Annotated in this window: 17 protein-coding genes and 1 tRNA gene; 12 read left to right on the top strand and 6 right to left on the bottom strand. The window is 48.5% G+C overall.

Annotated features, from left to right (window positions below):
* On the top strand, positions 1-253 hold a 253-nt coding region (locus tag L4C36_RS18600), incomplete at its 5' end, for a transposase (protein WP_428479299.1).
* A 68-nt stretch (positions 254-321) separates the two neighbouring features.
* Entirely contained in the window at positions 322-705 is a 384-nt protein-coding gene (locus tag L4C36_RS18595; protein ID WP_428479298.1) for a hypothetical protein, read from the top strand.
* Between the two features lie 77 nt (positions 706-782).
* Here the strand turns inward: L4C36_RS18595 and L4C36_RS18590 are convergent, their stop codons facing one another.
* The 3 genes from L4C36_RS18590 to L4C36_RS18580 form a co-directional block, all read right to left on the bottom strand.
* Positions 783-2552, bottom strand: coding sequence for a toxin-antitoxin system YwqK family antitoxin (locus L4C36_RS18590; RefSeq protein ID WP_428479297.1), 1770 nt, complete (start codon positions 2550-2552; stop codon positions 783-785).
* A gap of 4 nt (positions 2553-2556) precedes the next feature.
* The gene (locus L4C36_RS18585) at positions 2557-4770 is read right to left on the bottom strand and encodes a hypothetical protein (RefSeq protein WP_428479296.1); all 2214 of its coding nucleotides are present in this window, start codon (positions 4768-4770) and stop codon (positions 2557-2559) included.
* Positions 4771-4928: 158 nt separating this feature from the next.
* Positions 4929-5867 (bottom strand): universal stress protein, encoded by a 939-nt coding sequence (locus L4C36_RS18580; RefSeq protein WP_428479295.1) that lies wholly within the window; start codon positions 5865-5867, stop codon positions 4929-4931.
* A gap of 288 nt (positions 5868-6155) precedes the next feature.
* Between L4C36_RS18580 and L4C36_RS18575 the strand changes: the two genes are divergently transcribed.
* Positions 6156-6229 (top strand) — tRNA-Cys (locus L4C36_RS18575).
* Between the two features lie 75 nt (positions 6230-6304).
* Here the strand turns inward: L4C36_RS18575 and L4C36_RS18570 are convergent.
* The gene (locus L4C36_RS18570; RefSeq protein ID WP_428479294.1) at positions 6305-6913 is read right to left on the bottom strand and encodes a LysE family translocator; all 609 of its coding nucleotides are present in this window, start codon (positions 6911-6913) and stop codon (positions 6305-6307) included.
* A 389-nt stretch (positions 6914-7302) separates the two neighbouring features.
* Here L4C36_RS18570 and L4C36_RS18565 point away from each other — a divergent pair, with 389 nt between their 5' ends.
* The 9 genes from L4C36_RS18565 to ald all read left to right on the top strand — a co-directional run bounded on the left by L4C36_RS18565 (position 7303) and on the right by ald (position 20340).
* Positions 7303-12099, top strand: a complete 4797-nt coding sequence (locus L4C36_RS18565; protein ID WP_428479293.1) for a thrombospondin type 3 repeat-containing protein — start codon at positions 7303-7305, stop codon at positions 12097-12099.
* A 202-nt stretch (positions 12100-12301) separates the two neighbouring features.
* Positions 12302-13402 carry a PGAP1-like alpha/beta domain-containing protein gene (locus L4C36_RS18560; protein ID WP_428479292.1) on the top strand — a complete coding sequence of 367 codons (1101 nt, stop codon included), beginning with the start codon at positions 12302-12304 and terminating at the stop codon, positions 13400-13402.
* 147 nt (positions 13403-13549) lie between these two features.
* Positions 13550-14335 carry a metalloregulator ArsR/SmtB family transcription factor gene (locus L4C36_RS18555; RefSeq protein ID WP_428479291.1) on the top strand — a complete coding sequence of 262 codons (786 nt, stop codon included), beginning with the start codon at positions 13550-13552 and terminating at the stop codon, positions 14333-14335.
* Between the two features lie 105 nt (positions 14336-14440).
* Complete coding sequence (locus L4C36_RS18550) at positions 14441-14935, top strand: phosphatase domain-containing putative toxin (protein ID WP_428479290.1); 495 nt, start codon at positions 14441-14443, stop codon at positions 14933-14935.
* A 261-nt stretch (positions 14936-15196) separates the two neighbouring features.
* Entirely contained in the window at positions 15197-16198 is a 1002-nt protein-coding gene (locus tag L4C36_RS18545; RefSeq protein WP_428479289.1) for an ArsJ-associated glyceraldehyde-3-phosphate dehydrogenase, read from the top strand.
* A gap of 81 nt (positions 16199-16279) precedes the next feature.
* The gene (gene arsJ / locus L4C36_RS18540; RefSeq protein WP_428479288.1) at positions 16280-17503 is read left to right on the top strand and encodes an organoarsenical effux MFS transporter ArsJ; all 1224 of its coding nucleotides are present in this window, start codon (positions 16280-16282) and stop codon (positions 17501-17503) included.
* 159 nt (positions 17504-17662) lie between these two features.
* A complete protein-coding gene (locus tag L4C36_RS18535; protein WP_428479287.1) occupies positions 17663-18310 on the top strand; it encodes an HAD family hydrolase in 648 nt (215 codons plus the stop codon).
* Positions 18311-18458: 148 nt separating this feature from the next.
* Positions 18459-18725 (top strand): hypothetical protein, encoded by a 267-nt coding sequence (locus tag L4C36_RS18530; protein WP_428479300.1) that lies wholly within the window; start codon positions 18459-18461, stop codon positions 18723-18725.
* A 499-nt stretch (positions 18726-19224) separates the two neighbouring features.
* Complete coding sequence (ald, locus tag L4C36_RS18525) at positions 19225-20340, top strand: alanine dehydrogenase (protein WP_428479286.1); 1116 nt, start codon at positions 19225-19227, stop codon at positions 20338-20340.
* A 284-nt stretch (positions 20341-20624) separates the two neighbouring features.
* On the opposite strand, the gene L4C36_RS18520 is transcribed toward ald, so the two are convergent.
* Both L4C36_RS18520 and L4C36_RS18515 read right to left on the bottom strand, forming a co-directional pair.
* The gene (locus tag L4C36_RS18520; RefSeq protein WP_428479285.1) at positions 20625-21272 is read right to left on the bottom strand and encodes a murein L,D-transpeptidase catalytic domain family protein; all 648 of its coding nucleotides are present in this window, start codon (positions 21270-21272) and stop codon (positions 20625-20627) included.
* Between the two features lie 498 nt (positions 21273-21770).
* A complete protein-coding gene (locus L4C36_RS18515) occupies positions 21771-24941 on the bottom strand; it encodes a chitinase C-terminal domain-containing protein (RefSeq protein ID WP_428479284.1) in 3171 nt (1056 codons plus the stop codon).
* Between the last annotated feature and the right edge of the window lie 47 nt (positions 24942-24988).

The raw sequence follows: 24988 nt of genomic DNA, 5'->3' as shown, positions 1-24988 counted from the left end.
GGCTATCCGAGCCCACTGGGGCATTGAGTCCATGCATTGGATTTTAGATGTCAGTATGCGGGAAGATGCTTGTCAGATTTACCGAGAAAACGCAGCTGAAAACTTGGCGGGGTTAAGGCACATGGCACTTAACATGCTCAGAGCTGAACCAACCAAGATTAGCGTACCGATGAAACAGAAACGCTGCATGATGAAACCTGCCTTCTTGGAGCAAGTCCTTGTGGCCGGATTGACGTCAATGGCTAAAAATTAAGCGCTCATGCGGACGCCCTGCGTATAACGGTGTTTCAAAAGGATAATGCTTTATGGAGCAGGCAGTTTGTGAATTCTGAATATATGGATGCGTACTCAGTCGATCCTTATTTCTTTGCGCCAAAGAAAACAGCATCGACAGAGAATACGGATTGGTTGCTTTTATTGGAATCCGCAGCGGAATATCCTTGGGGGGTTGATGTGTATGTTTGGCCAACTGGTAGTGAAAAACCAGTTAAGTTAGGTGAGATTCCAGTAATCACCGCTAGTGAAGATGATGGTAATTCACTTATCCCTTACTTGGATGTTAATAGAAATAATGGATATTTTGAAATTTCAGTTGATATAGAAACTGTGTTTTTGAGTGAAACAATCACAGCAACCTATCCCGCTGGTAGCGTGAAATACGTAGAAAAGGATGGCAAATTGGTGATGGAACGTATCCAGCAATAGTCGATGTGATATACCGTTAACGGTCGAAATAAAAAACCAGCTCGAAAGCTGGTTTTTTATTTATTACGAGCAAATCGTTATGACCCACTCAGCGGCTTTTCTTTACTGACCATTTCGCCATACTCAAAGTATTGGATGGAGTAGATTTTGCCTTCTGAATAGTGGGTGAGGTTGCCATGGCGGACACCGTCTTTGAAGTTTTCCACAAATTTCAGTTCACCATCATTTGAAAAACTATAAGAGACACCGTTTTTCAAGCCTTCCAGATTGTAGTGCTCACGCTCTGTTTCATAGCCGTGTAGGGAGAAGCCTTTCCATTCACCAACCTTTTTCCCGTCACGGAATTCGCCTTGCCAAAAGATAGGGCTATGAAAGCTGTTATCATAATATAGCCATGGGCCATGACGTTCGTTGTTGCGGTATTCGCCTTTTTCTAGCACCTTACCGTCACTGTTATGTTTTTCATGCAGGCCGTCACGTTGCCCATTGGTGTAGTGGGTAACGAATGACAGTTTACCGTTGGGCATTGTGCGTTGTTCTTTGCCATCCTTGTTGCTTTGGCTGTTGTAATTGATTTCATGCGTACCATCGCGATTAACGATACGCCAATAACCGATGCGTTTATCATTGCGGTAATGGCCTTCTTTGCCGTAGGGTGAATCACTTTCTGATACATGATACAAGCCGTCACGCAGGCCGTTGCTGTATTCAATGCGTGTTGTACGGATCTTACCGTTTTGAGTAAAGGTCGATAAATACAGTCCTTGTCGTTTTTCATTGAGGAGCTCTTCACGATCAGTGAGTGAGCCGAAGGTGTCAAAGTACTCCTTTAATGACCATTTACGTTTTTCATCGTCTTTTTGGAGTGAGGAAAGGACATTGTCTTTAAACCGGCGTCTTTCCGATACCTCGTTATTGTTGGCATAGTTAGCGGTGTATTCTTCCGTTTTATTTCCTTCAAGATCAAAATATTGTGAGCGCAGTGTGCGGCTTTTATCATCCAGCTCTTGAAGGTATTTAATGCTTTTCCCATCAGGGTGGAACATTTTCACCACACCGACTTCTTTGCCATCTTTATAGGGGTAAATACCATAAGGAAGTCCGTTGTCGTAGTAGCTGGTTTCTATGCCATGTTGGCGTCCACCTACATAGATTTTTTCATTTTTTAAGCGGCCTTGAACGGTATAAAATCGCATCGGACCATGATACTTATCATGCTTAAAGGCTGTGGTGCTACTTTTCACACCATTATCAAAGAAGTTGATTCGTTCTCCGTGTAATAACCCGTTTTCATAGTGAGAAATGGAGTAGGGTAGGCCACTTTTGTAATAGCGGGTTTGTTTACCTTCGCGGATGTCATTGACGAAATTGGCGCGGTATTTGACTGAGCCGTCTGAATAGTAGGTCAGCTGTTCGCCGTCGAGCTTGCCATTGATAAGATGGTGGCGCTCTTTCAATACCCCGTGTTTATCGTAATACAGGGTAATACCATTACGTTCTCCATCCAGTAGTTGAGATTCAATATGGACTTGCCCATTGGGGTGAAAGGTCTTGTAACTGCCTTTGGCTTCCCCTGCGACATAGTTTCTTTCTTCCGTCAGCGTCCCGTCTTTATCATAGAAACGGGCTGGGCCTTCAAGTTTACCGTCATTGTTATCTTGGCCACTGAAAAGGGGTTTAGCATCGCCTGCTGCGGAAGAGCCTTTTAGGTAATAGGTGGCTTTTTTCTGGCTGTTGACGGGTTCGCCGTCAGCATTGAGCCACAATGTGTCGGCGTATAATGGCGCGCTTATCGTCAGTGAAGCGAGTACGCCAAGCGTGACTAAACGAAGAGGGAAATGGCGCATCGTTTTATCCTTTAGGTAGCGGTGGGAAAGTGGTGATCCAGGTTTTTTCTTGCGACTCACCCGTGGCCTGTAATTGTGATACATCGACAATGCTGCCCGAAAACTTCAGGTATTTGCCATCATGAAGAATGGAAGAAAGCAGGCGGTCAAAACGATGGACGTCTTCGCCTTTACGATCTAATAACCAAAGGCGATCGTTCTCGTCTCCGTTGAATCGGTACTGTTCAAATAGTGCGTGAATCGGTTGATCGGCGGTGATCTTCGGTAACAGGGAAAGATCAACCAACCATGGGTAAGTACGGTCAATGACATCAGGCATGGCTTGCCATTGTGGTGATCCTTTACATTGCAGGCGGGTTTCGACCGTCAAATCATAAAAGTACTTTTTAACGCCGTCTTCCGTCATTAATTGGAAGGCTTCAGCAGGGAATGGCCCTCGTGTCCGGCCTTGCCATATCAAGCCATTGCCATTGATTTCCACATCATTAACCACGTCGGCTTGGCAAATACTGCCCCATCCCATAGGCAGATAGAGCGTACCTGCATTCGGGTGGTGCATGTCGGCCGTGATATCGGAGAATGGCGTGATGGCATAGCGTTCAGCCAGTCTCTGTCTGATTGCTTCGGCTTCTTGTTTTTCTTCATCAGATAGCGCCCGACGATTGTAAGGGCCTTTGCCATCAATCGGGGGCAGGGTAGCCGTCGCCGCATAGTGACGTTTGGGAATAAACATGACGGTTTCTGAATACAGTGGGTGACTTTCACGTCCTTTGAGATAAAAAGTGACGGTATCTGATTCTTCAGTGAGCTTGAGGTTGGCTGTGGTCATTGCTTGCGTCTGATCGCCAACGTGTGCCAGCCAAAACCGTGCGGCATCCGTTAGCCACTCAGGGCCGGCTGCCAATGTTTTAATCTCAATGTCACCTTTCAGACCGTCGAATGTGGTTAACAGGATGTTTGACGCGCCGCGATTATAGGTGATTTGATATTCGCCTGTGCGTTGCGGATAAGGGGTCACGTTAAGGGTAATGTCACCCAGAGTGAAAGTCTGCGCCTCACCTTTACGCCATTGCACCTTATAGGGGGTGATGATGTCAGGGTAATAATGTGCGGTGGCCGTCGCGGAGCGTGTTTGCTTGAGCGTATCGCGATGGTTCCAACCTGTGAGTAATACACCATTCACACTGTTTTTATGTATATCAAAATAATGGCCATTAGTCGGTGCCACAAATGACAGGTCGGCATCTTTTCCGGCTTTATTCTGTGCCTTGAAATCAGTCAGTGTGATGTTTCCACTGTGATTCGTTTGAGCTAAATCGTGTACGATGGAAGCACTGAAATAGGGATACCGGCCTCCACTAATAATGCCTGACGTATAGGGAAAGAGTGCCTCTTTTGTGATGACATGGGGGGTAAGTGGTGTGTCTTGAGTATGGGCGATTGCGCGCCAAAAAGAATCGGGTTGAATGGATACAGGATGTGGATCGGCGATATGCTGAAGATTCTCTTCGGGCTGTATCGCAATGAAGTGAGTGGATTGATCGTCTTTCATATCGACTGCATACAGGCTATCAATCCAGCCATTCTCACGCTCTACAGTGAGTTGCGCGTACAGCTGGCGGTTGTTCATGTTGCCTTCGACGGTTGCGCTGACAGTTTCCGATGTCACCTGCGTGACAGTCAACGTGGCAGGTATACCAAAGAACTGAGAGAGGGTGATGATATCGCCGACTTCCGTGGAAAGGCTTGCTTGTAATCCCGGTATGCTGACGTGATGACGTAGCGTATTGAGCAGCGGATGATCTTCGCCGTAGCGTTTTATATAGTCCGGCCATTTCTCGCTATCCCGCCCGGTTAAGCTGAGTAATGTGCCACTTTTTTTATCCACCTCCAGATTGAAGCCAGATTGAAATACCTGAATGCTCCGTGCTCTGCTTCTGGCCGAGTTGAGCGAATCGTATTTGTCGCCTTTATTCAGGTCGAGGTACTCGGGGGTAATATGCAGATTGACGGTGTCATCCACTGACGCCATTTTGTAATGCAATAAGCTATTCAAGCGGTATTCAATCTCATCTTGTGCGGCGTTTTGGCTGGCAGAGTACACCCAATAACGCTTTTCATCCTCAGCCTCGGGAGAGAAGGTGATGCTCTGATCGCACCCCGTTAAAAAGAGGGCGGCGCCGAGCAAGCCCACATGACAATAGCGATGTAAGTACATCCAAATGCATCCTTTCTTGGAAAGTACGGAGGAGTGTGGCGAAGAAACGCCATTCTCTTATAAGACGATGGATCATAAAGAGAATGGCGTTAAATAAAATGTTGTCCCCAATAGCTGTGGAGATGCATCACGGAAATTTATCCGTGTGAGAATAGCGGTCAGGAGGGTAGCACTGGTGACTGAAAACTCTCGGGTTTTAAGGTGATCACGGAGCACTGAATTTGATTGAGAATTGATTCAGCTGTATTGCCCATTAAAAAGCCGGCGATGCCCGTACGCGACAATGATCCGAGAATCACTAAGTCCACGTTATGCTCATTGATATAGTGTGGTAGGCAGTCTCTGGCTTCCCCTTCCAATAAGCACACCTGCATGTCTACCGGACTGTTGACAAAAGGCTGTATTAAGGCCTCCATGCGTTCAGTCCGTTCTTGGCGCATTTTTTTTGAGAGTAGGGCAATATCGATATCTTGATAGCCGCTCCATTTTCTCAAGAAACCTTCGGATTCTAAGCGCCAGGCATGACAGAGCGTGAGTTGTGCACCCACGCTGGCACAAAATGCAATGGCTAATGAAACGAGGGTGGTATTAAATTCCTGATATTCTTGATTGGTGAGATCGATAGCGACCAGGACATTCTGAATCGGCGTGAGTGTGGTACTGATCGACCAAATAGGGATTTCCGATTTGCGCATCAGGTTTAAGGTATTGCTGCCTTGTTGGCAGGGAGCCTGTTTATTACCACGGTGTGAGTCAATCACAATCATATCCGCTTGCGTGTCGTTAGCGGCTTTGATCATTTCGAGATAGGGCACACCCACTCGAATTTTTGCATCAAAAACAATGTGCGGATAGCGTTGAGCTAATGCTTGTTGCTGCTGCACCAATTGTGATTGATATACTTTCAACGCGTTATCGAGCATATCTAACGTTGTGCCAGTGTGGCGGCGAATGTCTTTAAATTCGGCCAGATCTTCAATGACAGAGAGTAGAGTAACGTGAATACCATGCATGTCAGCGAAGCGAAAGGCATGATGCAACGTTTCATTGATGGCTTGCTCAGGGGCGATAGGCACTAACAGGTGTTGAAGCTTCATGCATGTCTCCTCTGTAAGGGCACAGAATGAAAACGATGATCCATTCCTGTGTGGTACGCTTTATCAGTATGATCATAGATCGTCAGATATGCGAGGTATGATGTGTCGCGGAAATGATGAAAAAAGCATATTGTAGCGCATTTTTTCCCCGTTCAGTCTGTTGACGAGGAATAATCGATTGACTCATTCTGACGATCCGTTAAAGTACGCCTCGTTCTCAGGGGCAGCCTTGTGAAAACAGATTTTAGTTCTGGTGATAAGGTTTATTATCAGCACGACACAGATTATGGCGCGTTGGCAGAGTGGCTATGCAGCGGATTGCAAATCCGTGTACCTCGGTTCGACTCCGGGACGCGCCTCCATTCTACAAAGAACCAGCATGAAAGTGCTGGTTTTTTTGTATCTGAAATTTGCTTTTTTGCGATGAAGTGGCGGCGTTAACCGGCCAGTTCGACAAAGTTATACACGCCAAACAAGCACATCAACAATCCCCCTAAAATTTGCAGATAAAACGGAAACGTAACGATATTGTCGTCGTCTTTCAGTGCTGATCCAGAAATCGCCAATAGACACTGAATAAGCAAGCTGCCGATAAATACAGCCCCCGCCAATTGTATGGCCAGTCGCACTTGCAATTGTTCGACCGAATGGCCAATGAATGCGGCTAAGCCAATCATCGCGATGGGATTGGCCAAAGTAAGAAAAAAGGCGGAGCGGAACCCCATTTTTTTGTTAGGACAATGCACCCGTGCTAATAATTTGGCGTTTTTCAGCGCATTCCACATCATGTAAAAGCCCATGATAATCAGCACCCAAGATGAAAGCAAAATGATCTGGAAGTGGTATTCAGGCAGCTTATTGATCAGCATCACCCCCGCTGTAAAGCTCAGCAAGGCATAGCAATAATCCCCAAATGCGGCACCAATGGCGCTTTTTATCGCTGCCAGATAGCCGTGGTGCAAGCCGTTATTCAACACCAGAATGGCCACAGGCCCAACGGTGAGTGATAACACCAGTCCAAAGAAAATCGCTTTCATGACTTCCATACACGCCCCCTTATATCTACCCCTCATGCCAACAAGGCGGATAAGGGCGAGATAGTCGCGTTATTCAACAACATAGTGAAGATTAATACGGTTTTCTTTACAGCATAGTCACTCAGGAAGATAACGTGCCACATCTCGATGAGTGTTTTTGGGGAGCGTATTGAAGATGGGACAACACTCTTGAAAGCACAATGTTTCATGAGGCGTGATGTTGTTATTTTGTTGCGAATGTCGTCTTTTTGACGCAAGTGCCTTTGCGGTGTCGTTACTTTATTGACGGCAAGGGCGGCTTATAAAACACAATGACTACAAATGCATCACCTTTCGTTATCGTGGGGGGTATCGATATATATGTAACGTGCAGTAATTCTGAACAATAGGATGATGTTATGAAAATAAGCAAGGTTGCTTTCGCGATTTCTACCGTGCTACTCGTCTCGGGTTGTGGTGGCGGAGAAGATGACAAAACAAAACCCGTAACCCCTCCTGTTGTGCCCCCAACAGCTTTTAATGCAACCGTGCTGGCTGACATCCCCTTAGAAGGTGCGATCGTGTGGTTGGATAAGGTGGCGAATCAAAACTACCAGCCGGATGCCGATGAAGTGCGTGGCACAACATTGGGTGACGGTACTGTTCAATTTGATAATGTGGATTTTGATAACCTTCAGGATTACGTTTTAGTGGCGAAAGTGACCGCCGGTAAAACCCTGCACGTAGACACGGGTCGTCATGCTGAACAAAGTTATCTGATGATGGCACCGTTGGCGTTTGATGTTGTGACAAAAGCCTCGTCGGTAGGCGATGTTAAACAGATCGTGATCAGTCCGTTGACCAGTTTGGTTGATATGCAGGTGCGTGAAGCCGGAAACAAGAATGCAGCGTTAAACACGGCACTGGAAACGCTGGCCACGACGCTTGGCTTGAGTGATGCCACGTTGTTGCTGTCGAACTATTCTCAAGCGAGTTCTGAGGATGCAGCGAAACTGACAAAATCTGCCGCTGCATTGGTGGCGTCAGGGGCATTACCTGACGATGCCTCTGCGTTGACTGACGAATTGCCCGCCATATTGGCGTTAGCGCGTCAAATTAATACGGCGGTGGCGACAGCCGGAGCCGATCAGTTTGTCATTGTGAATGAGCATGGTGATATTGATGTAGTCGAAAATACTGATACCGATGCCGACGGTGTGATTGATGCGTTAGATGCGTTACCTAACGATGCCGAAGAATGGTTGGATACTGACGGTGACGGCATCGGTAATAATGCTGATACCGACGATGATGGCGACGGTGTGAACGACGAGGACGATGCGTTCCCCTTAGAGGCGGAATATTCGCAAGATCTCGATAACGATGGCATTGCCGATGAAGCCGATAACGATACCGATAACGACGGCATTGAAAACAGTCTGGATTCGGATTGGGACAATGATGGCATTGATAACGATGAGGATGCGTTGCCGTTTAACCCATCAGAAAGCGTTGATACGGACGGTGACGGTATCGGTAACAACACTGATACTGATGATGACGGTGACGGGGTAGCGGATGCCGACGATACGTTCCCGCTCGATAAAAATGAATCGCTAGACACTGACGGTGACGGTATCGGTAACAATGCGGATACCGATGATGACGGCGATGAGGTGGCGGATGCCGACGATGCGTTCCCATTAGATAAAAACGAATCAGTCGATACCGATGGCGATGGTATCGGTAACAACGCTGACACCGATGATGACGGTGATGAAGTGGCGGATGCCGACGACGCGTTCCCATTAGATAAAAACGAGTCCGTAGACACTGACGGCGACGGTATCGGCAACAATGCGGATACCGATGATGATGGCGATGGTGTTGCCGATAATGCAGACCGTTTCCCGTTAGATGGCAGCGAATGGATGGACTCGGATGGCGACGGTATCGGTAATAACGCCGATACCGATGATGATAACGACGGTGTGGCGGATACCGACGATGCGTTCCCATTTAATCCAAGTGAAAGTGTGGATACCGATGGTGACGGTATCGGTAACAATGCTGATACAGATGATGATAATGACGGCGTGGCTGATACGGCTGATGCCTTCCCGTTGGATCCGAATGAGTCTTTGGATAGTGACCGTGATGGCATCGGTAACAACGCCGATACGGATGATGATAACGATGGTGTGAGTGATGCGTTTGATGCGTTCCCATTGGATCCAACAGAAAGTGTGGATACGGATGGTGACGGCATTGGTAACAACGCAGATACCGATGACGACGGTGACGGCGTAGCAGATGCTGACGATGCCTTCCCACTCGATAAGAACGAATCAGTAGACACCGACGGTGACGGCACCGGTAACAACGCTGACACCGATGATGACGGCGACGGCGTGGCTGATGCAGATGATGCGTTCCCGCTCGATAAAAACGAATCACTCGACACCGATGGTGACGGTACTGGTAACAACGCAGATACCGATGATGACGGTGACGGCGTGGCCGATGAAGAGGATGCGTTCCCGTTAGATGCCGCTGAATCTGTCGATACCGACAGCGACGGCATTGGTAACAACGCAGATACCGATGATGACGGCGACGGTGTGGCCGATGAAGACGACGCGTTCCCGCTAGATAAAACTGAATCGCTAGATACCGACGGTGATGGCATCGGTAATAACGCAGATACAGATGATGATGACGATGGCGTGAACGATGACGCTGATGCCTTCCCACTCGATAAGAACGAATCTGTAGACACCGATGGCGACGGCGTTGGTAACAACGCAGATACCGATGATGACGGTGACGGCGTGAACGATGACGCCGATGCCTTCCCACTCGATAAGAACGAATCGGTCGATACCGATGGTGACGGCATTGGCAACAACGCCGACACTGATGACGATGGTGACGGCGTGAGCGATGCTGACGATGCGTTCCCGTTAGATAAAAACGAATCGGTCGATACCGACGGTGATGGTATCGGTAACAACGCAGATACCGATGATGACAACGACGGCGTGAGCGATGCTGACGATGCGTTCCCACTCGATAAGAACGAATCAGTAGACACCGATGGCGACGGCATTGGTAACAACGCAGATACCGATGATGACGGTGACGGCGTGGCAGATGCTGACGATGCGTTCCCGTTAGATAAAAATGAATCGCTAGATACTGACGGCGACGGCATTGGTAACAACGCCGATACCGATGATGACGGTGACGGCGTGGCAGATGCTGACGATGCGTTCCCGTTAGATAAAAATGAATCGCTAGATACTGACGGCGACGGCATTGGTAACAACGCCGATATCGATGATGACGGCGACGGCGTGAACGATGACGCCGATGCATTCCCGTTAGATAAAAATGAATCGCTAGATACTGACGGCGATGGCATTGGGAACAACGCAGATACCGATGATGATAACGATGGTGTGGCAGATGCTGATGATGCGTTCCCGTTAGATAAAAACGAATCAGTAGACACCGATGGCGATGGTATTGGTAACAACGCCGACACCGATGACGATAACGATGGTGTGAGTGATGCTGATGATGCTTTCCCATTGGATAACACAGAATCCGTCGACACCGACGGTGACGGCATTGGGAACAATGCAGACACGGATGATGATGGTGATGGCTACAACGATGACGAGGATAACTTACCGTTAGAAGCACTGAATACACCATTTACGCTGGCCGAGTGTAAGACGACGTTGCCAGCGTTACCAAGCGGTGAGATCGCCGCCGTAGGGGCATCCGATGCTAAGTTGTATGATATTTCGCGTGTGATGTGGGGGGCGGATGCACCATCGATCTATTCACAAAATGAAATCTTTGTTGAAACACGTAGGGGCTTACCGAGCGGGCATTTGCAAGATCGTGACGTGAATGTGACTCAGGTGTCGACGCTTGATCCGAACAGTTTAAGCCCGACCTTTGAGCATGAATATGTGGATGCCAATACGGGACAATACCTCGGGTTCCGTGAAGCGTTCAGTCGCTGGTGGGGCACGAATGTCGCCTTTGGTGAACTGGGTGAGATCAATGTCGGTATCCCGACCTTCGGTTGGGTTGATCGGATAGATAAGCATGCGCCTCAAACCCCTGTACGTCATGACGATGTCTCTGTGACCTATATGGGTAAAGATATCATTGAGACCACCATGGGCTTACGCGAAGTGTGTGTGGTAGAGCACCAGTCAACGATGACGTTGGTGAATAATCAGGATCCTGATCCTGCCAATCATTACGCCGTCGCGAAAGTGGAAGACACCCGTAAGCAATATATCGACACCGGCGAATTGATACAGAAGATGGCGGTGACATACCTTGAGCGTGATCCGTTCACCGATGCAGTGACTTGGGGTTATACCGATTACAACAAAGTGTTAGTCGGCGCCACGATTGACGAGCAGGCTTATGGCCGTGATCCCGTGTTGGATCGCGTGCCGGAAGGCTTGCCGGTCTCCTTTGAACAGTGTCTGGCGTCATTGCCGGATCAGGGTTACGCCCCAGTCATTGGAGACAGTCTTGTGTATGACATGAGTCGTGGTAATTTCGATAAAGAAATGTTCCAAATGGCCGTCTATACCATGAATCCGTTAACGGCAGAAAATGTCAGCTGGAAAGGGAAAGACAACCTGACGGAATCTATCTTGCAAGGGGCGTTCTATGATGAGATGCAGCCTGACCTACCGCCGTTCTATACCTTCACTGAGAAGTATTATGAGGACAGCGCCGGGATCATGGCTGGCTTTGAAGCGACCCAAAATGGCGGGCTGGAAACGGTATGGGGTAATGACATTCTCACCAATGTGTTGCAGTCGGTACAGGGCAGTTACTTGCTGCCGGAAATTCGCATGGTAACCGGCAAGCCATTATTGGCAACACCGGAGCGGGATAATCTTGTTCAGGTGACTTGGGACATGTATACCGGCACACAAGAGGTGTATGACAATGCCACGGGTGAATTTGTTCAAGCCTGTGTGATCCAACGTCAATGGGAAGCGGCGTTCTATGACGAAAACGGTCAACCAACCTTGGATGATATGTCGGCGCCGGTAGTGGAAACCTTCTTTACGTTCGACTATCACGATAATCGCGGGCTGATTAATCGTGAAGCGTTCAGCGATCGTTGGCACTACGAAAACTGGCACCGAACTGCGATCATTACTGCGCCGTAATGGGTGCTGTGATGAGAACGTTCTGATGTGTTAAGGCCGCGAAAGCGGCCTTTTTTTCGCCTATTTACAGCCACCCACTTTCAGGTAATGATGAGGTTGCTGCGGTATTCGGTGGTGTAAGGTCAATCTTGAACGTGGGTTTTGCTGTGTGGCGATACCCGTGTGCCGATAACCGCTATAAACGTAACAGGGTGGGGTCAGCATGAAAGCGAAGTACATTTGGCGTCAGCAACTCAATACGATCCGCCAAGGCGTATCGTTGAAACTGCAAACCAATTCAGAACACGCCAAACAGCGCGCTCGGGCGTTTTTGGAACAAGGGATTCCGCCACGTCAGAGCCAAGCTTTTCTCGCCTTGCTCAATGGCTTGATGGGCGATCACTTACTTCGCCGAAAAAGTCGCTTAGCCTTGCCGATGGTACTGACGGATCAACAACAGGTACTCGCAGACAACAGCGCGCCACTGGCCACGCAATTACCACATGCCACGGGGCGGATTGTGTTGTGCGTGCATGGTTGGTGTATGGCCGATAAAGGCTGGCTGCGCAAAGGGCATGATCATGGACAGCAGTTTGTCGCGATGGGTTATACCCCGCTGTATTTGCGTTATAACACCGGTAAACATATTTCGCTCAATGGTGAGGAGTTCGCGTTTCGGCTAGAAAAACTCCTCATAGCCTGGCCTTGTCCAGTGAAAGAGTTGGTGATTATCGGCCATAGCATGGGCGGGCTAGTCAGTCGCAGTGCCTGTTATTATGCCGATCAACATCAACTGAACTGGCTCCAGCATCTGACCACTTTTATCACCTTGGGTACGCCGCACAATGGTGCACCCTTGGCGCGTTTTGCTTGTTGGATTGATGAGTATGTGGCCGGTATCCCGCAGTTATCGTTATTGCGTAAGATCGGCGATATGCGTAGCAGTGGGACCAAAGATCTGAGTCGTGGCTATATTGTTCATCACGCGTGGGAACAAAAATCGTCGCTGAAAACAGGCCTGAAAGCGGGTGACCGCACCGGTACGCCATTGAAATCCCGCCCGTTACTGCCAGCGAACACCCACTGTTATGCGGTCGCCACGTGCTTGAGTAAACACACTCATGACGATAAACACCGTAAAGTCGGCGACGGTCTTGTCCCGGTTGACAGCGCCTTGGGCGCCGCGACGAAAAACGTGCAAGCACTGAACTATCCGAAACACCATCAATGGCTGGTCGGCGGGGTTAATCATGTTGATTTACTGTCACACCCGCAGGTACGCAATCAATTAATGCAGTGGGTATTGGCGAACGCCCCTGCGTAAAAGGTTAACGTGAACGGTGAGTTACCGATATGCTTGTATATTCATACTTCCATATATAGTTAAAACCATATATGCTGGTGACATTGTTCTGATGCACCACTGATTTGCCAATGTGTAAACACAATGGGCTGCGGTGTAAGGAATGTCATGATGAAATCGCGTGGGTTGACTAGCATGAAACGTATTCTCTTTCTTTGTACCGGTAATTCAGCCCGCTCTCAGTTGGCGGAAGCGCTGATGCGGCACATGGGCGGCAGTCAGTATGAGGTGTTAAGTGCGGGCATGAAACCAGAAACGGTGGATCCTCGTGTATACGATGTACTGGCAGAGCAGGGGATTAATAGCGATAACCTGCAGAGTCTGTCGGCTGCCGATCTTCAGGATCAACATTTTGATTTTGTGATCACCTTGTGTGACAAAGCCAGTAATGAATGCGCGTTGTTTGCCGATTCGGATGCTTTGTTGCATTGGGACTTCTTGGATCCTAAACCGCAGGCTGGGCATCAACCGTTTCGTGATGCGCTGGCGGGGTTGGAACATCGTATTGCGCTGTTTTTGATGCTCAATGGCGATGAACAAGAGGGGGTGATGGGGCCGGTGGAACTGTTCAAGATCATGAGTGATCCCCTGCGCTTGCGTATCCTGATGTTATTGGAAGATGAATCCGCGGTTACCGTGGGGGATTTGGTTGAGGTCTTAGGCGAAAGCCAGCCGAAAGTCTCGCGTCATTTAGCGTTATTGCGCGATGGCGGAGTACTGGAAACCCAACGTGAAGGGTTATGGATCTTTTATCAATTATCCTCCCACTTACCGAGCTGGGTGCGTCATACCATTGCCACTGTCCGCAATGGCCAGCCGGGGATCATTAATCAGGAAAAAATTACCTTGAGTCAGCTCAGTGGCCGTAAGAAACCGGGTTTTAGCCAAAGCTGATTATACCCATCGTAGTCAATAACGACTCACAGACTGTCATTGATCTTTAATTATTCGCGTCCAATTTATGTTGTGTGGGCGCATCACTATTTTATAGGTGTAGATATGTCAACAACTCATCCATTTTGGACACTGCCATTAGAAGAAGGCGGTCAATTACTGTTGACGCCTTGTCCGGGTACAAAAGAAACGGTATTGATCGATTCCCTTAAGCAGTTAAAAGCGGCGGGTGCGACGGCGGTGATCACTGCCCTAGAGCCGACAGATTTGCCGGGTGATGGCCTAACAGAACTGGCAGAAGCCTGCCAGGCGCATGGCTTGAAGTGGTACCACTTACCGATTGAAGACGACTGCGCACCCGGTGCTTTGTTTGATGCGGGTTGGGCGCAAGCCAATAAAGCGGCACAAGCGATTTTAGACCGTGGTGAAGGCATTGCAATTCACTGTATGGGCGGTTCAGGCCGTACCGGTTTGATTGCGGCGCGCATCATGCTAGCGCGAGGTTATGAGCTAGACAGTACCATTGAGCAAATTCAGGCATTACGCCCTGGTGCGTTCACTCGCCAAGCGCACATTGACTATATTCAGATGTACAAATAACTCGCGAATTGTCATGCAGCGACGCACGAATAAACCCTACTTTGTTAGGGTTTTTTTGTGCCTATTCAACCATTAGGGTAAGTGGATAAGCACGATGTTGTAAAGCGTGCTAAGACGATCAGAGAGCGAGAGAGGGCGATCTTTTTCAAAAATAGATCTGGCATCTCCCCCCGAGAATGGCTAGTATATGTGAAAAGTCATATATATGATTATTCGTATGTTTAGCGGTAACTTTAGCGGCTTCAGAGAAGGGAAATAACGATGACAGTAAAAGTGGGTATTAATGGTTTTGGCCGTATTGGCCGTTTAGCATTGCGTGCTGCATTTGATTGGGCAGAGATTGACTTTGTGCAGATCAACGATGTGGCGGGTGATACGGCGACATTGGCACACCTGTTAGAGTTTGATTCCGTGCAAGGCCGCTGGCAGCATGGTGTTCAGGTCGATGGGAATACCATGGTGATCGGCGATACGGTGATCCGTTGTACACAAGAACGTGACATCGATGCCGTGGATTGGTCGGGTTGTGATGTGGTATTGGAGTCAACAGGTGTGCACCGTCAGGGTGAGTACCTCAATAAATACCTTGCGCAAGGTGTGAAGCGTGTCGTGGTGTCAGCGCCAGTGAAAGAAGAAGGCGTACTGAATGTGGTGGTAGGTGTGAACGATCACTTGTTTGACCCTGAACAACACCGCATCGTGACAGCGGCATCGTGTACCACCAACTGTATTGCCCCTGTGGTGAAAGTGATCCATGAAAAATTGGGTATTGAGCAAGCCTCTTTCACGACGATTCATGATTTGACGAACACGCAGACTATTTTGGATGCGCCGCATAAAGATTTGCGTCGTGCCCGCGCCTGTGGCATGAGCTTGATCCCAACCACCACCGGTTCTGCCAAAGCCATTGTTGAAATCTTCCCTGAGTTGGACGGCAAAATTAATGGCCACGCGGTACGTGTGCCGTTAGCAAACGCATCACTGACAGACATCATCTTTGATGTCAGCCGCGACACAACAGCAGAAGAAGTGAACGATTTATTGGAAGCGGCATCCGAAAATGAATTAGCGGGTGTGTTGGGCTTTGAAGCGCGTCCATTGGTATCGATTGATTATCGCGGTGACCAACGTTCAACGATCGTTGATGCCTTATCGACCATGGTGGTGAATAACCGCATGGTGAAAATTTACGCGTGGTATGACAATGAAATGGGGTATGCGACCCGCACATCAGAGCTGATCCGCAAGGTGGGCTTGGCGTAAATTCAATCGGCATCAGTATGTCAGCCGGTCAGTGTTTTTCGCTGATCGGCTGATGGTTAATTTCATCATGCGAGTGTAAACATGATCGCGGCAGTCTCTTCACTTTCTAAAGACGTGCGCCAATATATGTTGGTGACCTTTAATTACTGGAATTTCACCATTACTGACGGTGCTCTGCGCATGTTAGTGGTGCTGCACTTCTATCAATTGGGTTATACCGCATTAGAAATCGCATCACTTTTCTTGTTTTATGAATTCTTCGGTGTTGTGACCAATTTGATTGGTGGCTGGCTGGGGGCGAAGCTTGGCTTGAACCGCACCATGAATATTGGCCTAGGCATGCAAGTGGTGGCGTTGTTAATGCTTGCTGTGCCGTCGAGTTTCTTGTCTGTACCTTGGGTGATGTTGGCACAAGCGATGTCCGGGATAGCAAAAGACCTGAATAAAATGAGTGCCAAAAGCGCGATTAAAACTTTAGTGCCTGACGGTCAGCAAGGGGCACTGTATAAGTGGATTGCGATCCTAACCGGTTCCAAAAATGCGCTGAAAGGGGCTGGCTTTTTCATCGGTGGTTTGCTGCTCACCTTGCTGGGGTTTCAAGGCGCTGTGGTCGCGATGGCCGCCGTTTTGCTGGTGGTGCTGCTCATGAGCCTAAAATGGTTAGAAAAAGACATGGGGAAAGCGAAGAAAGCGATTAAGTTCTCACAAATCTTTTCTAAAAGCGGCAGCATCAACATTTTGTCTGCGGCGCGTATGTTCTTGTTTGGCGCCCGTGATGTGTGGTTTGTGATTGCATTACCGCTTTACCTCAGCCATGTGTTTGGCTGGAACCATTCAATGGTCGGCGGTTTTCTTGCTCTGTGGGTGATTGCCTATGGGTTTGTGCAGGGTATGGCGCCTCGTATTACGGGCAAAGCCAAAGGAACATTACCGGATGGCCGTGCAGCCATGGGCTGGGCGGGCTTACTGGCCGTGGTTACCGCAGCCATTGCATTGGCTGTGCAAATCGGTTGGCAGCCTGAAATCACGATTGTGGTGGGGTTATTGATTTTTGGTGCGGTGTTTGCTGTGAACTCATCACTGCACTCGTACTTGATTGTTAGCTATGCCAAAGAAGACGGTGTCTCATTAGATGTGGGCTTTTACTACATGGCGAATGCCATGGGGCGCTTGATTGGCACGGTCTTGTCAGGGCTGGTTTATCAAGAATTTGGCTTGGCCGCGTGTCTGTGGGTATCGTTCGCCTTCTTGGCGGCGACCACACTGATCTCTCTCTGGTTACCGCGCCACACTGCCACTGCGTAATACCGTTAATGGCTCGTGTCAAACCGTTAATGAATAGGTGACAATATAAAAACGCCCTGAGTGATCGGGGCGTTTTTGTTTACGCTATTCGCGCGGCAAGTTCGCTTTGAAAGGCCATCCCGAGTAAGATACGCCGGTTAAAGGTAATGGAGTAAACCAATGCGCGCCGTTTGTTTTGATTTTGATGGAACCCTTGTCGATTCAGAAGTTTTTCATGCCCAGAATTGGCACGAGTATTTCGCCGGGTGTGGTGTGGATATTTCACCGGACGCGTTCTTGCGTGAGTATGCCGGGATCCCTTGGGTGAAAGTGGCTGAGGCTTTTCATCAATTGTTTGATTTTGCCCATTGCCCACAAACGACCGTGGAAAAGATGGAAGCCCTGACGCATGACGCTTTGTTAGCCCGTGGTATTCCAGCGAAAGACGGTGCGGCGGCACTCTTGGCCGAACTGCATGGTCAAGTGCCTTTGGCGGTTGTTACAGGGGCGCCGCGTCCGTATGTTGAGGGCATTTTGGCGAAATTAGGGTGGTTGCCCTATTTTGATCATATCTTCTGTGGTGAAGATGTGCCGATGAATAAACCTGCGCCGGATATCTACCAATTGGCATGCCAAACCTTAGGGTTGGATGTGCGTGATGTGGTGGCGGTTGAAGACAGTCAAACGGGTGCCCAATCGGCGTCTTCTGCAGGCTTACGCGTGGTGGTGGTGAATGATATTCATCCTGTCGGGGAAGGCATGACACCTTACCGTTACGCCACCTTGCTTGATGTGCATGCTGACCAAGCGTCATGGCGTGTGGCTTAATAACGCTTAAGCGCGATAACGACTCTTAATCGGTTATCTTAATATCGACTCTCGACCGATATGTCACCTTGAGAGCGAAACCCAAAGCCGTTGGACAATACGCGTTGTCGTGTACGCCAGCGGTCATGAAACAATGACAGGTAGTATGATGCAAGACGAAGAATTTATGACTGGCGATATGCTAGTAGAAACCGTGGAAAACCAGTTGGCTGAAGGCAACCCTATCAAGGTGAAAGAAACCTTGATGCGTTTGATGATGACGGGCACACCCCGTGAAGAAGCTGTACAGATGATCGCGTGTGCACTGTCGATTGAAGTGTTTGATGTGGCTAAAAATGGCGGCAGCTTTGATCTGAAGCGTTACAGTGAAAACCTGAATACGCTACCTGATATGCCGTGGGATTTTGAAGACTAATACGCTGAAATCACGGCAATAAGCCATGCGAATTTATCGCTAGAGTGTATAGAAAAAAGCCGCCTTGAGTGGCTTTTTTTGTTGCCATTTTGTTTCTGGGTTGATCGTGTTACGTATTTGCTTTTACAGATCAGATGCCCAATACCTCAGTCATTTATGCTGTCGTCATGAGAGAAAGGGTGTGACGTATAACGAGATAACCGCCAACAGCATGATTACCGCTCAAATACCCTTACCTTTATTAGTGATATGCACCAGCAAAACCGCCATCTCCCCGTCTTTAAATCTGCTTTTTATCCACAATCCAGTAATCTGACCTAAAGCTGAGAGCTAAAGTGGTTTTTTCTTGTGTGACGACTGTCAAAGTCAGAGCTTTCATCTATCTAATGCAAATATGTTGGTTTCTCTTGTTGTAAAGTCGTTAAAAAACGGTCGCACATTCCATGGTTTTTTCATTATTGTGTATATAACCGTTAACACAGCAGCAAGGATACTAGAGATGATTATTGGCGTACCGAAGGAAATCAAAGTCCATGAATACCGAGTAGGCATGGTGCCAGCCTCCGTCAATGAAGCCGTAGCTCATGGTCATACTGTGTATGTTGAAACGCAAGCAGGGGAAGGGATCGGATTCAGTGATCAGGATTACCTTGCTGCGGGCGCGCAGATTTTACCGACGGCAAAGGCGGTATTTGCGGAAGCAGAAATGATAGTCAAAGTGAAAGAGCCACAAGCGGTTGAACGCGCGATGCTGCGTGAAGGCCAGCTGCTCTTTACGTATCTCCACCTTGCGCCGGATCCGGAACAAACCCAAGAGTTAATCAAGAGCAAAGCGGTGTGCATTGCGTATGAAACGGTCACCGATGCGGCTGGGCGTTTGCCGTTGCTGGCACCGATGTCGGAAGTGGCAGGGCGCATGTCAATTCAAGCCGGCGCCTTTGCGTTAGAAAAATCCCGCGGTGGCCGAGGCATGCTATTGGCCGGTGTGCCGGGGGTTGAGCCCGCGAAAGTCGTGGTGATTGGTGGGGGCGTTGTGGGCGCCAATGCCGCGCAGATGGCAGTAGGCTTGCGGGCGAATGTGGTGGTGCTTGATCGTAATATTGATGTACTGCGTCGATTAGATGCCCAGTTTGCGGGTGCCGTGCAATGTGTTTACTCCACCAAAGATGCGATTGAAAAACATGTGTTAGAGGCTGATTTGGTGATCGGTGGTGTGCTGGTGGCAGGGGCGGCTGCGCCCAAACTCGTCACGGCCGAGATGGTGAAGAAGATGAAGCCGGGCGCTGCCATTGTGGATGTGGCGATTGACCAAGGAGGGTGTGTCGAAACCTCTCACGCGACCACGCACAGTGATCCGACTTACATCGTGGACGATGTGGTGCATTACTGCGTGGCCAATATGCCCGGCGCCGTGGCAAGAACATCCACCGTTGCGCTTAATAACGTCACGCTGCCGTATATTTTAACGTTGGCAGATAAAGGCTACAAAGCCGCATTGCAAGATGATCCGCACCTGCTTAATGGCTTGAATGTGTACCGTGGCAAAGTGACCTGTGAAGAAGTGGCACATGCGCTTGACTTACCGTATATCGCCCCTGCAACCGCGATTGCATAACGAATATAAAGTGATGGGCTAAAAAGGCACTCCTTTTTATTTAGTCTATGAATCTTCCCCTCATTGGCATGCTGATGGGGGGATTTTTATTGCTGTTATTTGGCGGTTGTTTATTTGGTGGTCGTTTATTGGTGGGAGAGTGTGTTGTGTTCTTTTAATTAGGCTATTGTGTCTTACTTATAATGCAAAATAAAAAGCAGCGTCTGCCTATTATAGGCATTCAGCTGCTTTTTATTTTACGGCATACACCGAATAAGAGAACGTGTTATTCCATGCTGTGAGATTTATGCGCGGGCATAAATAACGCTACCATTTTTAATTTTATCAATGATTTGACGGGCGAGCTGTGTTGGGAGAGCAGGGCAACCCCAACTGCGGCCTAAATAGCCATTGCGACGAATGAAAGATTCATTCGCATACTTGGCACCATGAACCACAATGTAGCGACGTCGTGCGTTATCATTCACACCGTGCGTGAGGCCATCTAGGCGCAATGAATATCCGTTGCCCCCGTAATAGGTACCGTCAGTTAAGAAGGTGCCTAAAGAGCTTTGACGGGAGTTCACCACGTTGGAAAATCGCGTTGACGTTTTCCCCCCGCTGTTCACGCCGTGTGTCACGTAAGTATGGTAAATCAACGTGTTGGTTTTTAAATCAATAACGTAAAAACGTTTTTCAGTAGACGGTTTTCCGTAGTCAATGATGGTCAGTAATGATTTTTTACGACCCTTGGTATTGTAATAAGCCTTATAGCCCTCTTTAAATACCTGATAATCAATAATTCCTTGCAGTCTCGCTTTCTTATAAACATCTTTAATCAGCAGATCAGGATGCGATTGAGAACTGTAATGTGGAGTATGTGTGGCACCTGCCATGGCCTGCAATGGCACCATCAAGCATGCCAAAACCAAAAGGATAAGTGATTTTTTCATTGTCCCTGTAAAACGCAATATTGTGTAGATTATGATTAATGGAGCCAGACTGTATCATAAAAAACACAAAGTATGACTTATGAGTATACTTTGTGGGGCATGCGTGAAACACAAAAAAATTACGTTTTATTGTCGGAAGAAAGTGAAAAATGATGCCAATACAGCCGATTAAAATCAATTGCCTTTTTTATATTACGATTAATCCTAGTTTCGTCATAATCACGCTATTTTGGGGGTTACGCGTGCTAGGTAAATTTAATTGGCTGTTAGATAAAGACAAATTACGTGACACATTTTGAAATCAAAGAATTCTTAGTGTTTTGACTGATTGGTCATTATTTGAACGCGAGAGTGCAAAAAGAAAGCACTTTTCTGGAATTACGTATGCGAAGTAAAAGGAAAGGCAGTTTAGAGAGCACGTGGTTGAAAAGAAAGGGGACACGAAACGAAAAAGCGCAGGGAGAACCCTGCGCTTGTTTTTTGAACGATTAGGCGTGATTAGATATTACACACTTTCGCCCAGCTACCGTCGCTACCCGGTGTAGAGCTTGTCCACCAGTTGGCTTTGTATACAACGCCATTGTGGATAATCTTGTCACCTTGGTTAGCGTGGCTTGGGTTGCCGCCCCAGTCAGTTTGTGGCCAGTTCGGGTAAGTGTTAACACCCGTTGTGTCACAACCGCCTGGATCTGGGTTACCGCCGCCGCCTTCACCTGGCGTACCGATTGGAAGATCTGGCTGCTCAAACTTGAATGCGTAATCTTGACCATTGATGTTTACGCTGTAGTTAGCAGGACCAGAAATTGGGAGGTAGTAAACCATGTCTAGTTCGTAAGTACCGCCTGCTGGCAGTTCTTTCCAACCCGGCAGTGTGAATGCAACGCGGTGCATTTCACCCTGTAGACCACCGATGTTGTTCGCCGCTGTGTGACCAGAAGCAATCACTTTCAGACCACCACCAGATTGATCTTTCGCATTGTCAGGTGCTGACGTTGGAATATCAAACTGGAATTCAGTCCCACCAGGTAACGCTGCACCTGTGTTGTTCGTGAATGTAATCTTAGGATTGATTGGGTAGTTCTGGTCGCCCACTTTGAAGCCACCGACAGAGACGGTGATATCAACCGCTTCTGTTGGGATAGCGCCAGTTGCAACGCTGTTACCGTAAGGTGTTGCAGCCTTGAACTTGTCGTAGATCGCTTTGGTCATCGTGTTACCCATGTGGTACTCACCATTACCGGTCTTACATGCGTTCTCAGTCAAGTCAATGGTTGTACGCTCACCAGCACCGTTCATCACATAACAGTTATAGTCACCTGCTAGTTCCCAGAACATGATGCCACCGATGCCTTTATCGATAACGTAGTCAGCTTTAACGTTGATAGAGTCTTTGTCTTCTGTCGATAGGAAGACTTTCTTCTCTGCGTTCCATAGCCATGGTGCCACAGCGACGCTATCGTAGTTACGTACGTAGTTACCTACCAATTGGTGCGCAGGGTTGTTAACAGGGTCTAGCTCATACGCCGTTGAGTAAGTACCGAAAATACCTTCTGCAAGGTTTTTCGCGTGCCACATTGGGTTAGAACCGGCACCCATTTCAGCGCCTTTGGTGTTCTTATCGTGCCATAGGTTATCGATACCTACTGCACCGTTACCACAGTTGTTCTTCTCACCTTCACCTGTACCTGGCTCACACTGAGACTGGTTAGGTAGTGCAGCGCGGCCCCATAGACCGTTCTCGCCACCGGTTACGTCCTGCCAACCACGGGTGTAGTAAGGTACACCGATGTTGATACGACCTGCAGGCATAGAACCACGGAAGTAGTGGTAAGCCCAGTCAGTGTTCAGGTAACCGATACCGCCGTAAGCTGCGGTGCTGTATACGTCCCAAGCGGCTAGCTCGGAGTCTTTACCTGTATCGAATAGTGCGGCGTTGTGACCAACGTGGTCGTTCCATGCACCGTGTAAGTCGTAAGACATGATGTTAACGTAATCGAGGTACTTAGTAACATCGAACGTTTCCATACCACGTAGCAGGTAACCAGAAGAAGGCGCTGCGATGGTTAGCATGTAGTGTTGACCGTCGCGAGCAGATACGGCATCTAGCTTCTCACGAAGGACTTTCATTAGCTCTTGGTACGAAGCCCATAGGTATGGACGACGTGGTTCCATGAATGCTGCATCGTATGGGTTACCTGCACCAGCCATTGAGGTTGGGTACTCATAGTCGATATCCAGACCATCGAACTTGTACTTCAGCATCATTTCAACAGCAGACGTTGCGAATGTTTCGATGCCTGCGTGGTTGATAGAGCCATCAGCGTTTGTGGTCATGGTGTAGAAGCCACCATCAGCAACACGGTCGCCGTTTGCACCGAAGTGACCGCCTGTTTCAGCCCAGCCACCGATAGAGATCAATGTCTTAACGTCATGCTTCTGCTTGTAAGTCGCAAGTGCACCGAAGTGACCTTTGAAGCCAAGTGCTGGATCAACTTCCACGCCCGGCCACGTTTGACCTGTTGCTGCGTTCGTTGGATCCGTCACATCACCCACATTCACTTTACCGTCAGAGCCAATGCTCACGAACGCGTAGTTGATGTGTGTTAGCTGTTCCCAAGGAATGTCGTCAACAAGGTATTGTGCTTGTGGGTCATCACCCGCACGCCAGCTTGTGAAGTAACCGATAACACGACGTGGGTGGTCAGCACCCATTAGCTCACGGCCGTCTTCATCGTAAAGCGTACAGTAAGGAACATCGACACCTTCAGTCTGGTACAGACCGTCTGGACGACAGTTCTTGCCACCAGGAGGTGGTGGTGTCACTTCACCAGCAACAGTTAGGGTCACAGCTGCTGAATCAGCAGTGCCACCTTGGTTGTCAGTTACACGTGCCAATACCGTGTGAGTACCAGCGTCAGCCGCTGTGTATGCAAACGAGTAAGGTGCAGACGTGTCACTGTTAACCACTTTACCGTTCACAAGGAATTCAACTTTCTCGACAGTACCGTCAGTGTCAGCTGCGTTCGATGTGAAGGTAACTACTGCGCCTGCATCAACGCTTGAGGCTGAAAGTGCAAGATCAACAGTTGGTAATTCGTTTGCTACGTCTTGTACAACAACAACAACAGACGTCTCAGCCGTTGCGCCATCGTCATCCGTTGCTACAACTTTGACAGTTTGACGGCCGCTTACTGCAGTCCACTCAACACTGTAAGGTGCGTTTGTTGCTGTGCCGACAAGTGCGCCGCCAACAAAGAATTCAACTTTAGCAACGGTACCGTCGGTATCAGCAGCGTTTGCCGCGATAGTCACAACATCACCGGTCATGACTTGCTCAGAACCTGTTGGTGACGTGATAGATACCGTTGGTGCTTCGTTCTGTGGCGGTGGAGGCGTTACTTCACCGTCAGAACATACGTCAACCAGTTTCCACTCTTGGTAAGCACCCGAGTTTTGTGCAGGGTTGTTGCCCTGTGACCACCAGTTTGCTTTATAGACACTGCCAGCTTCTTGTACTTGGCTGCCACCCGTGTACGACTTGTTGGCGCTCCACGTTTCGATTGAACTACAGTCCATTGCAGCTTGTGCATTAAATGCGGCAAGGCATGAAACGGCGAGAGTGCTAAGCTGGAATGCTCGCTTCATCGCCTTTCCTTGTTTCTGTTTCATTGAATCATCCTTTAGTTATTTAAAAAGGTGCATGTGTAAAAATAAGG

The sequence above is a fragment of the Photobacterium japonica genome (genome assembly GCF_050337005.1).
In the GTDB taxonomy this organism is placed as follows: Bacteria; Pseudomonadota; Gammaproteobacteria; order Enterobacterales; family Vibrionaceae; genus Photobacterium; species Photobacterium japonica.
The sequence above is the reverse complement of the archived record's forward strand: the minus strand, read 5'-3'. Positions and strand labels throughout refer to the sequence as shown.

Excerpts from the sequence above, each read along its gene's own strand:
- L4C36_RS18590 (WP_428479297.1), bottom strand. The coding sequence starts at position 2,552 with ATGCGCCATTTCCCTCTTCGTTTAGTCACGCTTGGCGTACTCGCTTCA.
- L4C36_RS18585 (WP_428479296.1), bottom strand. The coding sequence starts at position 4,770 with ATGTACTTACATCGCTATTGTCATGTGGGCTTGCTCGGCGCCGCCCTC.
- L4C36_RS18580 (WP_428479295.1), bottom strand. The coding sequence starts at position 5,867 with ATGAAGCTTCAACACCTGTTAGTGCCTATCGCCCCTGAGCAAGCCATC.
- L4C36_RS18570 (WP_428479294.1), bottom strand. The coding sequence starts at position 6,913 with ATGGAAGTCATGAAAGCGATTTTCTTTGGACTGGTGTTATCACTCACC.
- L4C36_RS18565 (WP_428479293.1), top strand. The coding sequence starts at position 7,303 with ATGAAAATAAGCAAGGTTGCTTTCGCGATTTCTACCGTGCTACTCGTC.
- L4C36_RS18560 (WP_428479292.1), top strand. The coding sequence starts at position 12,302 with ATGAAAGCGAAGTACATTTGGCGTCAGCAACTCAATACGATCCGCCAA.
- L4C36_RS18555 (WP_428479291.1), top strand. The coding sequence starts at position 13,550 with ATGATGAAATCGCGTGGGTTGACTAGCATGAAACGTATTCTCTTTCTT.
- L4C36_RS18550 (WP_428479290.1), top strand. The coding sequence starts at position 14,441 with ATGTCAACAACTCATCCATTTTGGACACTGCCATTAGAAGAAGGCGGT.
- L4C36_RS18545 (WP_428479289.1), top strand. The coding sequence starts at position 15,197 with ATGACAGTAAAAGTGGGTATTAATGGTTTTGGCCGTATTGGCCGTTTA.
- arsJ (WP_428479288.1), top strand. The coding sequence starts at position 16,280 with ATGATCGCGGCAGTCTCTTCACTTTCTAAAGACGTGCGCCAATATATG.
- L4C36_RS18535 (WP_428479287.1), top strand. The coding sequence starts at position 17,663 with ATGCGCGCCGTTTGTTTTGATTTTGATGGAACCCTTGTCGATTCAGAA.
- L4C36_RS18530 (WP_428479300.1), top strand. The coding sequence starts at position 18,459 with ATGCAAGACGAAGAATTTATGACTGGCGATATGCTAGTAGAAACCGTG.
- ald (WP_428479286.1), top strand. The coding sequence starts at position 19,225 with ATGATTATTGGCGTACCGAAGGAAATCAAAGTCCATGAATACCGAGTA.
- L4C36_RS18520 (WP_428479285.1), bottom strand. The coding sequence starts at position 21,272 with ATGAAAAAATCACTTATCCTTTTGGTTTTGGCATGCTTGATGGTGCCA.
- L4C36_RS18515 (WP_428479284.1), bottom strand. The coding sequence starts at position 24,941 with ATGAAACAGAAACAAGGAAAGGCGATGAAGCGAGCATTCCAGCTTAGC.